We start from the raw sequence: 11,988 nt of genomic DNA on the forward strand, positions 1-11,988 counted from the left end.
TGGTATCTGGGGCAATGTTATGGTATCTAGATGCAATGATATGGTATCTGGGGCAATGTTATGGTATCTAGGTGCAACGAAATCGCTATGACGATGGCCAGAACCCTGCCGAACGCCGAGGCTAACGGACATCAGATACGTTATTTCCCTGTTATGAGGTCCATTTATCGTTCTAACGGACACCAGAGCCGTTATTTGGCCTGAAAACAGCCAAAATATCGTCTTTCCAGATGAATAACGGATCTCCTGTCCGTTCGATTCGCTTAAAACCCCATTTTTTGCGAAATAACGTCTCCTGAGTCCGTTAGACTTCGAGTGAACGCGGGACGCTCCTTCATAGCTCGGCAAGACTATCAATTACCGCTCTTCTGTCGAACTGTCAGACGTACACTCTACCGTTGGCCTAACATACTATTTGGTACATCCTGCGAACTGCTCCATATTGATCTCCAATGTCTTCGTTACATGTGAGCCATAGAAACAAATGAAGGAATAGTAGGGGGAGTTGCCTGAATGTCTCTGGTGATTCATGAGCAGAGAAAGCCCAAAATGCAGCCTTTTTATTGGGTGATTACATTTGAAATGCACGTGCTGGGAATACTGCTTGGCCTGGCGCTGACACTGGGTCCCTTGATGCTGCTGTACCTCTGGGCCAATGTCTGGACCTGGATGAGTCTGGTTGCCATACCCGCCGGTATCTTCATGATGATTCGTCTGTCCAGAAGCCTGAAAGGGCATATCTGGAACAATACGCATCTGGACGAGTATTTGTTATACGAAGATTTTATTGAATATGAGAGATGGGACCCGGAAACGAAAGACTCCCTGAAGGGGAGCCTTAGAATCGGTGACATCAAGGAAATATACTATGGGCGATACATCTTTCAATTCAGTTATGCTTATAAGAAGAGCAAAATGACCGAATCCGTGCCTATGGCGGAGTTAATGCCGATTATGTATCTGGTTGCGGGAGAAGGGCAGACGGAACGGGCGGTGGCCATTCCTTTCACGGATCCGATGGAGGCCAACCGGTGGCTGGAGGTTATCGGCAGAAGGGACATTCCCTTATACCTGACATCCATCATCATTCATGATCTTGGGGATGAATCGGTTGCGTCTTTGCTTCGCGAGGACGAGGATTTAGAGCGTGCCGAATTTGATGGCAATATGGAGCGGCAATTCCGGCCTTACCTGGACCGTCTGGTACAGGAAAATGAGGAGGAAGACCGGGAATTGACGGAGGAGGAGCTTAATCAGCTGGAATACGAGATGAAACTCCTCGAGTACGAAGAGACGCTGCAAAAGCGAAGATCGGCTTTCCGTGGAACCGGTTTGCTGGCTTGGCTGATTTTTCCGGTTCAGTTCGCTATCGGTTATTGGCTGACACGCCAGGCAGAGCTGGGTAACGCGGACCCGGAACGTCCGTTAGTCCCCATTTTACTTGTTGCACTCTCCGCGATCCTGTTTTTCTTCCTGGTGAAATGGATGCGCTGGCTCCAGATTATCATGTTCTCGTTGATTACCTTTATATCGTTTATGTTTTTGGATTTTTCCGAGATCGAAACGGATCCCTCGTACCAAATGTCCAGCATGCTCCTTGCTATAGCCATGCTGTCACTGCCTGTGGTCGGTCTCTTCTATTTGGGCATCCGGCATGTGCGCAAAGGTCGGGATGCGAAGAATCTGCCGCCGATGCCGGGGGCGTATCAGCCTCTTTCCGACAACGAGAAGCCGGGGATCCAGCCCGGAGACCATCTGTCAACTTAATACGAAAACGAGAAAACGCACCCTTCACATTTGGGGGTGCGTTTCGTATCGGTATCTGTAGGTTTCCATAGGTTGGCTCGTAAAGGCGGTGTCGAGCTTTTTCTTCTCGCCGGGGGCCAGGGTTACGTTCTTGTACATCTCGGTGAAGACTTCATCATCGTTCTTATCGTACACGAAAAGGGTGATGTGACCATGATATGTTTGGCTCTCATGGTAGTTGCCGGCATAGATCTCCATGTCCGCATCATCCTCGTTTTTATAGGCGCCAGCATGGACCACTATGTAGTCTTCAAAGCTTTGGAGCTCGGAACCCGCCTTCTTGTCCTCAAAATTCTGATCTAAATCGGTCAGCATCGTTTCTTCTTTGTAAAGCGATTCCTGGGTGATAAGACCAATGGGGATCGTCAGTATAAAATAGAAGGCCAGCGTCGATAACCCGGTGCTGCGAAGCACGGTCTTTCGGTCATAACCCCCTTTGATTAAGCCGATGAAGGCAATCAGTGCCAGCACAATGACAATGAGATGCCATGGGGATACAAACATTTCGGGATACAGTTTCATTTCTTTTCCTCACTTACTGTTGTTGAAATACAGAATATTGCAATATGTCTCCAAACCTTAAATCATTACCCTGCTTACTTGCTGATTAAACAGCTGTTATTAGCCTATGTAAATTTTGTTTGAAGAGGTTATACATTCATCATAATGGATTTGCGGGCAGCGGGGTAGAGGCGTTGGAACTGAAATTTGGTTTAAAGCCATTTATTCGATATGATGGAAGGAGATTGGCTAGGCTGTAGAGCTTGGAAGCATGCCATCCATTCAAAACAAGCCGGGAGGAGATTCGAAATGTCAGTTTACGAATATCATGCAACAAATACCAAGGGTCAGGATGTCTCGCTTGATCAGTATGCAGGCAAGGTTCTGATTATTGCAAATACGGCAAGCCAGTGCGGACTTACGCCGCAATATGGAGAGCTTCAGCAGCTGTATGACCAATATAGCCAGCAAGGACTGCAGGTTCTTGGTTTCCCGTGCAATCAGTTTGGCGGACAGGAGCCGGGTACAAGTGAAGAGGCCGAATCATTCTGTCAATTGAATTATGGCGTGAATTTCCCAATCTTTGCGAAGATTGACGTGAACGGGGAAGATACGCATCCGTTATTTCAATATTTGAAATCCGAGCAGCCAGGACCGAACGAAGGCGGAGAGATCGCTTGGAATTTCACAAAGTTTCTGGTAGACCGCGAGGGCAAGGTGGTTCAGCGATTCGAACCGCGAGATACGCCGGAATCGATGAAGGGCGCCATTGAATCTCTGCTTGGCTAGTGGCACAAAGTAACGATTACATTAACAGGGCTGTTTCCTTGGGGGATATTCCTCTGGGGAGAATAGTCCTGTTTTTTTGGATTTTTCATGGCACATTCCGTTAGACCAGTCGAAGCAAGATCCTCCAAGGCAGAACGTATAGGAGAGGATGAACGCTTGAATTTCATGAGGCTGGACTCCTAATAGCTTACCCTGATACAGAACCTGTATTCTTGATCTAATCTTGAGTATTGGCGATGAGAACATCATGAGCATCAATGCTCTTTAGGTCAACATCTTTTATCATTCCAATTATGTGAAATTATGAACAATGTGTGAATAACGCAATTACCTATTGAAATGTGAAATTAATCACATTATAATAAAAGCATTAAGTGAAAACATTCACAAATAATATTACCCGTCACCACATTCATGCTCAACAAGCGTTACCAAGCATGAATCCAGGCAAAAGTGCTCATCTTAATCAAATATACAGCTTCATACTTGGAGGAGGAAAAACCATGAAAGTAGCAGTTATCGGTTGTACCCATGCAGGAACGTCCGCCATCGTGAATACCGCCAAACTTTACCCGGAAGCACAGATCACCGTTTATGAACGCAATGATAACATCTCATTCCTGTCCTGCGGCATCGCGCTTTACGTCGGAGGCGTTGTAAAAGACCCTGACGGTCTGTTCTACTCTTCGCCTCAGAAGCTCGACGAGCTGGGTGTTGAAACCAAGATGAAGCATGAGATCATTTCGGTGGATACGGATAAGAAAAGCTTGAAAGTTCGGAACCTGGTTACAGAAGAAATTTTTGATGATGCCTATGACAAACTGATTATCACAACCGGATCATGGCCAATCGTACCGAAGCTTGAAGGCATCGATCTGAATAATATTCTGCTCTGCAAAAACTATAATCATTCCAATGCGATCATTGAAAAAGCGCAGGAAGCGAAACACATTACGGTTGTCGGCGCCGGTTACATCGGCGTAGAACTGGTCGAAGCCTTCCAACAGAACGGCAAGCAGGTTACCCTGATTGATAGTGCCGACCGCATTCTGAACAAATATCTGGATCCTGAATTTAGCGGCAAGATCGAGGAATCCTTCCGTGAGAAAGGGATTGAGATGGCCCTTGGCCAGACCGTGACTTCTTTCCAAGGCAAGGATGGCAAGGTGAACAAGGTTATCACCGACAAAGGTGAGATCGACACGGATCTCGTGATCCTCTGCATCGGCTTCCGTCCGAATACGGAGCTGGTGAAGGGTCAGGTAGAAATGTTGAAAAATGGCGCCATCGTCGTGGATCAATATATGCAAAGCAGCAAGCAGGATGTATATGCAGCAGGCGATTGCTGCTCCGTGCACTATAACCCGACCGGCAAAATGATGTATATTCCACTGGCTACTAACGCAGTCCGGATGGGTACGCTCGTTGCACGCAATCTTGTGTCGCCGACAACCCCGTATATGGGAACGCAAGGTACGTCGGGATTGAAAATATACGAACACAACATTGCGTCGACGGGATTAACCGAAGGAGCCGCCAAGGACGAAGGCTTGAAGGTGGAGACGGTCACCATTACGGATCATTACCGTCCGGAATTCATGCCTACCTTCGAAGAGGTTACGCTGAAGGTGGTATATGAGCAAGACAGCCGCCGCATGCTTGGTGCACAGGTCATTTCCAAAGTGGATATGACGCAATCGATTAACACGCTGTCGGTATGCATACAGAATCGGATGACGATTGATCAATTGGCCTTCATCGACTTCTTCTTCCAGCCGCATTACAATAAACCGTGGAATTTCCTTAACACGGCTGGACTGCAGGCATTGCCGGCGGTCGAAACAAAAACACCGGTACATTCGTAATTGATTCACCAAGAAGACTCCCTGATTCGGGGGTCTTTTTCTTGTTTTTGAAGGATTATGGATTTTGACAGCGAATTGGAAAATATCCGGACATGTAGATTTCGACTTTCAGGAGGTAGGATAAAGTATGAATAAAAAAGTAATGTTGGCCTCAGCTGCATTGTTCTCCATGCTGCTGACGGCCGCTTGTTCCAATGATCAGGCAGATCCGCCTGCAGAGACTCCGCCGGCTGTTGTGGACAGTGGGGGGACAGGTCAGACGGGGACGTCTGAAGAACAGCCGCCTGCAGAACCCCAAGGTGAAGACCAACCGGCCGACAACGCAGAGGTGAAGCCGATCGGCGAACCTGCCGCAGTGGGCGATACGGTGGATTATCACGGCACGGTCATTACGCTGAACGGCGTACGTGAATCCGATGGTGATGAATATTTGAAGCCCCAGCCCGGCCATACGTTTAAGGTGGTTGACATTACCGTGAAGAACAATGGCCAGGAGCCGCTGGTCATCTCTTCCGCGCTGTCTTTTTCCCTGACGGATTCGAGCGATCTTAACTATACGGTTCCCATTACGGATGACGTGAAAATGCTGGACGGCACCGTTGCCCCAGGCGGCGAGCTGACAGGTGAAATACCGTACGAAGTGAAGCAGGGGGTTAAGGGACTGCAACTGAGTTATGGCGATCCGATGAAAGAAGGAAGAGCCATTTGGGCAGTGGAATAAAAAAATAATATTGGTTTCGGGATGTACGAATGATGAAAGGATTTTGCTGAGGCAAGGTCCTTTTTTCTATGTGATTGTGAAGACGCTGCTTTACATGCGGGAATGTTTTCAGTATGATTAAACCGTACAGTCGGTTTTTTAGCTGTGAGCGGTGTTCATCATCTTCACAGATTCATTTTTATTAAGAGAATCAGGTTTTGGTACGTGAATTCCGGACTATTATTTCCAAGCAAGGAGTGCTTACATCGATGTCTTCAGAAAAAGCGCAGCGAAAGCGCGACATGATTCTGGATAAAGCGAAGGAACTGTTCATCCAGCGCGGGTATGCGGCAACATCCATGGATGAACTGGTCAAGTATACGGGTGCCAGTAAGGGAAGCATCTACTATCACTTTGAGAGCAAGGAAGATTTGTTCGTCAAGCTGCTGGCGAAGCAGAATCAGGAATGGATGGAAGCCTGGGACGATCAAAAAGCCCGTTACGCCAGTTTCGAGGAGAAGCTGTACGGCATTGCCGATCATATGGTCGACGACTTCCAGAATCCGCTGACCAAGATTGCGGAGGAATTCTATATCAATCAGCCGGAGAATAAGACGATTTTGGGCGAGTTGCTGGCCATCCTGCAAGGTCCGCGCACGCTCTACCGCGAGATTTTAGCGGAAGGAGTAAGCGAAGGGCGAATACCTGCAGAGGATGTAGAGGAAATATCCATCATATTTGCATCGCTGCTCGATGGGATGTCGGTGTCGCACTTTGAACGGTCCCAGGAGGAATCAAGGCAGCTGTACCGCAAGGGAGTCACTTATTTTTTAAGCGGTGTGTTATCGAGTCGAGGATCGTAGTGTACCGGAGGATTTATCGGAAACGCTTCTTCTCGATTTGCAAGCGGGGCGGGCGTTTCCGCATAAACATATTTAAACCGAATAGTCGGTTTTAATTAGGGGGATAAAACATGAGGCATTTGTTTGGCAACCGCGCGTTTGTGCTGCTGATGGTTTCGGATTTCATGCAAAATATCGGGATCTGGATCCGCAACATGGCATTGTTGTTCTTCATTATGGAGAAGAGCAACCATGATCCGGTTGCCGTATCGCTGCTTACCGTAATTGAATACGCGCCGATCTTTGTGATCTCCATGATTGGCGGCGTGCTGGCGGACCGTTGGCGTCCCAAGCGAACGATGATCTGGGGGGACATTCTCAGCTTTTTATCCATATTGCTTATCCTGTTCGTAGTGTATGCGGGATATTGGCAGGCCGTGTTTGCGGTGACCCTGGTTTCGGCTGTTGTATCACAATTCTCGCAGCCATCGTCCATGAAGCTCATCAAGCGCTGCTTGCCGGCTGAGCATGTGCCCGCGGCCACGGCTTTGTCCCAGACCTCAATGTCGCTGTTTATCATTTTGGGGCCGATGGTCGGTACGACGATTTATCAAGCTTTTGGATTACAGGCATCATTAATCAGCTTGTTGGTTCTATTCGGTGCTTCGGCGATCGTGCTAATGTTTCTTCCTTCCAGTGTGGATGAACCCTCTAACAATTCGGAATCGACCGGTTCCTTTATGAAGGACATGAGGGCGGGCTTCACTTATATCGGTTCCAGTCGGCTGTTGAAGGTGATGCTGGTGGTCTACGTTTTATTGGCGCTCGGCAGTGGACTTGTTCAGCCGCTTGATATCTTTGTCATCACGGAGCGTTTACAGTTGGCAATGTCCAGCGTTCAGTGGTTCACCGCGCTAGAGGGCCTAGGTATGTTAATTGGCGGCGTCCTGGCTGCTGTCATTGCGGGGAGAGTGAAAGGGAATTACTTGTTGTTCGCCGGGCTTGCCTTCCTTGGCCTCTCGACCTTTGTCGAGGTGCTGTCTCAGTGGCCGATCCTGACCGGCACGATGCGCTTCGCAACTGGGGTGCTGATGGCGATGGCGCAGACGGTTCTGATGGCCGTGATGATGCAGCAGGTGGAAGAGAAATTCATCGGTCGGCTGAATGGCGTGATGACGCCGATGTTTACCGGCATGCTGCTCATCGGCTCCGGGTTTACGGGATGGTATATGTCGGTAACCTCCATTGTGGTCGTGTATTTTACGGCAGGCGCGCTCTTCCTGCTGTCGTCCTTGATTAGCATGAAGCTTCCGATCTCGAACGTTCCGGCTCAGGAAAAGGAAACGCCTGTTAGAGTAGAGACTGCCGCCGAGGCATAGGATAGTGGTTAGAACTTGTTGCTGGTAAATTGGCATAGGCTGCTGGTTTAGAACGTGTTGCTGGTAAACTGGCATAAGCTTGCTGGTTTAGAACAAGAGGGCTGGTAAAAGCACCAACCAAGCGGTGTCGGGATTATTTCCTGGCACCGCTATTTTTATATGTACCGCTGGCTCGAATTGAGCGAATGATTGATCTTAAACGTGATCAGGGCAGCCAGAACACAAGGCTGTCCGATCCTGACGCACAAGGTCGTGATATAATTCACGTTCTTGCTCTGGCGGCTGCGGTACAATATGGGTAACTGTAACTGTAACTGTAACTGTAACTGTAACTGTGACTGTGACAGAAACATCAGAAGCTGCATTCGGAGATTTCAGGACGGAATGCGGGAGAAATGGGGGAACGGCCATGGCCTATAACAAGCCTGATCGCATTGCGGAGATCACCGTGGAGAACGGGGTGAAAAAAGCACATAACTCCGTCATGAACGTAACGATATTAGGATTTTTGGCGGGTGCTTTTATCGCGCTCGGCTTTTTGCTGGATATTCGCGTGATTGCCGGGGCGTCCGAGGCTTGGGGAGGCATTGCCGGTTTTATAGGCGCGGCGATATTCCCTGTCGGACTGATTCTTGTATTGCTCGCAGGCGGAGAGCTGCTGACGGGCAACATGATGGCCGTGTCCCTGGCCAGATTCAAGAAGCGGATTTCCACGAAGGAGATGATACGGAATTTGGCTCTCGTCACGGTAAGCAATATGGCGGGGGCGTTGTTCGTCGCTTACTTCTTCGGTCATGTGACCGGTCTGACAGGCAGCGGCGTTTATCTGGAGAAGCTGGTGGATATGGCGGGACACAAGCTGGACGACAGCTTCCTGCAGGCTTTCTTGTCGGGCATCGGCTGCAACTGGCTCGTAGCGCTCGCCGTGTGGCTGTCCTACGGATCGGACCAGATGAGTGGCAAAATTCTCGGGATCTGGTTTCCGACGATGGCGTTTGTAGCCATCGGCTTTCAGCACGTGGTGGCCAACATGTTCCTCATTCCGGCCGCGATATTTGAAGGGTATTACAGCTGGGGTGAGTATTTCATAAATTTCATTCCGGTTTGGCTTGGCAATTTCGTCGGAGGCGCGCTGTTTGTGGGGGCTGCCTACGGGACCGTATATTTGAAGAAGAATGATAAGGTTGAGGTCATTCCACGCGGCGAACAAGATGCTGCGCTGCCTTCCGCTCCGGCTACCGCCACTGCTCAACAGGTTCATTCTGCGTAGAGTGTTTCTTAATACCGTAAGTCTGGCAAAAGTCAAACAGTGGAAAATAGCTGCGATGGACCCGTCCTTTAAGAAGGGATCGGATGATCGCAGCTTTTTTGTTGTTGGCGGAGCGGACTCTTTGTATAAGGCGCAAAAGAACAAGCCCCCTATTTTTTTAAAATGGTAAGGCACCGTCGTAATAATCACATCTCTCCGATACAGTAAATGTGCACGGATGAGCAAGCTGGATTGATTGTGCAGGAAGTTATGCCAGCCCTTCTTGGGGATGAACTGCGGGATGATCACGGAACCTGGTAGTCGGATTCGCTTGCCTTCCGCTGTACGGTATGGATAATGCCATATAAAACAAATTCGCCATGCCGGTCTCGGGGGAGGAGACATGGGCATGGCGAATTTTTGGGAGTGGTCCATGATTTGGCAAGGAAGAGAAAGGGTCTGGGTTCCTCTTCGTTGCTCTTGATAGGAATATACCCGGAAGGAAGTAGAGTGAATCACCGATGCAGAAAAAAATGTAAGACTTTACTGGAGCCCTGATTTTCTTTTAAGATAAAGGGATATGATTCAGCGTGTACAAGGGGGAATAGACGAAATGACTCAAGCGATGATTCATCAGGAAAACGGCGTGTTTCCGGCGGTCTGTCCGTTGGACTGTCCCGATACTTGCGGCCTGCTGCTGCATAAAGAGAACGGAAAAATCGTGAAGGTTACCGGTAATCCGGATCATCCGATTACGCAGGGAGCCATCTGTAATAAAGTCCGTAATATGGCGCATCGCGTGTATCATCCGGAGCGCGTGCTATATCCGCTGCGGAGGGTAGGGCCTAAAGGTCAGGGAACTTTCGAGCGAATCAGCTGGGATGAAGCGGTTCAGGAGATTACTGAACGCTACAAGAAGCTGATCGAGGAGCACGGCTCTGAGAGCATACTGCCTTACAGCTTCTACGGCAACATGGGGATATTAAGCGTTGACGGCATGGATCGGAGGTTCTTCAACAGGCTGGGCGCCAGCCGGCTGAAGCAGTCGATCTGTAATTCCGCAGGCAATGAGGGCTGGAAATCCGTTATGGGGTTTAATGGAGGCACCGTCCCGGAGGATACCGTTCATGCCGACGTCATCATCGTCTGGGGTGGCAACATCGTCAGCACCAATATGCATCAGGTGGTGTTGGCAGAGAAAGCGCGCAAGGCCGGTGCCAAGGTCGTTGTCATCGACGTGCATAAGAACCAGACGGGGCAATGGGCGGATTGGTTCATTCCGCTGTTTCCGGGCACGGATGCGGCACTGGCCGTCGGCCTCATGCACATCATGTTCCGTGACGCTATGGTGAACGAGGAATTCCTCCGGCGGTATACGATCGGTCATGAAGCCTTGCGTGAGCATGTGAAAGACTATACACCAGAGCATGTATCCTCCATTACCGGAATTCCAGTTGAGGATATCGAGAAGCTGGCCGAGCTGTACGGCCGGGCGGATACTTCCTACATTCATATCGGTAACGGTCTTCAGCATCATGACAATGGGGGCTTGACGGTGCGCAGCATCGCGGCGCTTCCGGCCTTGACCGGACAATGGCTGAAGCGGGGCGGAGGGGCTGCCAAGTCGAACGGCGGGTACAACAGCATGGACAGCGATGCGCTGGAACGTCCCGATCTCCGGCCGAATCCGGATGCACGGACGATTAACATGAACCGGATCGGCGAAGCGCTTGCGATGACCGAGCAGCCGATTAAGTCCGTGTTTGTCTATTGCAGTAATCCGCTGGTTGTTGCTCCTGACACCGAGCGGGTGCGGGAAGGATTTGCACGGGAGGATCTGTTTACCGTCGTGCACGACCTGTTTATGACGGATACAGCCAAGTATGCGGATATCGTGCTCCCGGCAACCTCCTCGTTTGAGAATACGGATCTGTTCGCTTCCTACTGGCATCAGTACATTCAGCTGCAGGAGCCGGTCATCCCGGCGCTTGGGGAGAGCAAGAGCAATGTAGAGCTGTTCTCCCTACTGGGGCGGGCTATGGGGTTCACTGACCCGGCCTTCCATGAGACGGAAGAGGAGATGATGGCAAGAGCGCTCGACTTCCCGGATAACCCTTATCTGAACGGCGTCACGCTGGACAAGCTAAAGGAACACCGCTATGTGAAGCTTGATATGACGCCGCTTGAAACATATCTGGATCGTTTGCCGACGCCTTCGGGCCGGATCGAGCTTTACTCCGCGCAGTTGGAGGAAGCAGGTCTTCCGCCTCTTCCGACCTACGTTCCGCTCAAGGAAGGTTATGACGGTGTAAGGCGCGGCCGCGGGTACAAATACCCGCTTATGTTCATTTCGCCGCCGAACCACAACTTCCTGAATTCGACCTTTGCGAATGTGGAGAAGCATCAGAAGCTGGAGAAGGAGCCAACCCTGCAGATCCATCCGGAGGATGCAGAGGAACGCGGTATAGAGGACGGAGACATGGTTACGGTATACAACGACCGCGGAACCTATGAAGTTCGGGCCAAGGTAACGGATAAAATGCTGCCGGGCACCGTTGTCAGCCAAGGCCTGTGGTGGGAAGGCGAGGGCCGCAAACAGCGTGCCAATGCCCTTACACCCGACAGGCTGTCGGATATGGGCGAAGGGGCTACCTTCTTCTCAACGGTGGTCGAGGTCAGTACTAAAATAACCGGTGCATAAAGATGAATACATTGACTGTCTTGCGGGTCTATATGACCTCAAGGCAGTCTTTTTTTTAGAGATAAGAAAGTATAAACATCCGAGGCTTAGTAACCCCTTATCTCGGAAGAGAAACTTCCGCTAAATGCGTCTGTCTATTGAGGAAGCGTCGATAGA

Annotated in this window: 9 protein-coding genes and 1 pseudogene; 8 read left to right on the plus strand and 2 right to left on the minus strand. The window is 49.9% G+C overall.

The window, feature by feature from the left end; translation table 11 throughout:
* The first annotated feature begins 513 nt into the window (after positions 1-513).
* Positions 514-1,767 (plus strand): hypothetical protein, encoded by a 1,254-nt coding sequence (locus tag AK95_RS04810; RefSeq protein ID WP_071218827.1) that lies wholly within the window; start codon positions 514-516, stop codon positions 1,765-1,767.
* Between the two features lie 24 nt (positions 1,768-1,791).
* On the opposite strand, the gene AK95_RS33795 is transcribed toward AK95_RS04810, so the two are convergent.
* The gene (locus AK95_RS33795) at positions 1,792-2,328 is read right to left on the minus strand and encodes a hypothetical protein (RefSeq protein ID WP_083397523.1); all 537 of its coding nucleotides are present in this window, start codon (positions 2,326-2,328) and stop codon (positions 1,792-1,794) included.
* A 288-nt stretch (positions 2,329-2,616) separates the two neighbouring features.
* Here AK95_RS33795 and AK95_RS04820 point away from each other — a divergent pair, with 288 nt between their 5' ends.
* The 6 genes from AK95_RS04820 (at position 2,617) to AK95_RS04845 (ending at position 9,152) form a co-directional block, all read left to right on the plus strand.
* On the plus strand, positions 2,617-3,096 hold the full coding sequence (locus AK95_RS04820; RefSeq protein WP_071218828.1) for a glutathione peroxidase: 480 nt from the start codon (positions 2,617-2,619) through the stop codon (positions 3,094-3,096).
* Positions 3,097-3,599: 503 nt separating this feature from the next.
* Entirely contained in the window at positions 3,600-4,961 is a 1,362-nt protein-coding gene (locus AK95_RS04825) for an FAD-dependent oxidoreductase (RefSeq protein ID WP_071218829.1), read from the plus strand.
* A 127-nt stretch (positions 4,962-5,088) separates the two neighbouring features.
* Positions 5,089-5,682, plus strand: coding sequence for a DUF4352 domain-containing protein (locus AK95_RS04830; RefSeq protein ID WP_071218830.1), 594 nt, complete (start codon positions 5,089-5,091; stop codon positions 5,680-5,682).
* 248 nt (positions 5,683-5,930) lie between these two features.
* On the plus strand, positions 5,931-6,524 hold the full coding sequence (locus AK95_RS04835; RefSeq protein ID WP_071218831.1) for a TetR/AcrR family transcriptional regulator: 594 nt from the start codon (positions 5,931-5,933) through the stop codon (positions 6,522-6,524).
* A gap of 110 nt (positions 6,525-6,634) precedes the next feature.
* The gene (locus tag AK95_RS04840) at positions 6,635-7,882 is read left to right on the plus strand and encodes an MFS transporter (RefSeq protein WP_071218832.1); all 1,248 of its coding nucleotides are present in this window, start codon (positions 6,635-6,637) and stop codon (positions 7,880-7,882) included.
* A 409-nt stretch (positions 7,883-8,291) separates the two neighbouring features.
* Positions 8,292-9,152, plus strand: coding sequence for a formate/nitrite transporter family protein (locus AK95_RS04845; RefSeq protein ID WP_071218833.1), 861 nt, complete (start codon positions 8,292-8,294; stop codon positions 9,150-9,152).
* 153 nt (positions 9,153-9,305) lie between these two features.
* Here AK95_RS04845 and AK95_RS35285 read toward each other — a convergent pair.
* Positions 9,306-9,487 (minus strand): annotated as a pseudogene (locus tag AK95_RS35285) (amino acid permease); the annotation flags it as partial.
* 257 nt (positions 9,488-9,744) lie between these two features.
* Here AK95_RS35285 and AK95_RS04850 point away from each other — a divergent pair.
* Positions 9,745-11,832 carry a molybdopterin-containing oxidoreductase family protein gene (locus AK95_RS04850; protein WP_235612990.1) on the plus strand — a complete coding sequence of 696 codons (2,088 nt, stop codon included), beginning with the start codon at positions 9,745-9,747 and terminating at the stop codon, positions 11,830-11,832.
* Positions 11,833-11,988: the final 156 nt, after the last annotated feature.

The organism is Paenibacillus sp. LC231 (genome assembly GCF_001860525.1).
Classification (GTDB): Bacteria; Bacillota; Bacilli; order Paenibacillales; family Paenibacillaceae; genus Paenibacillus_AQ.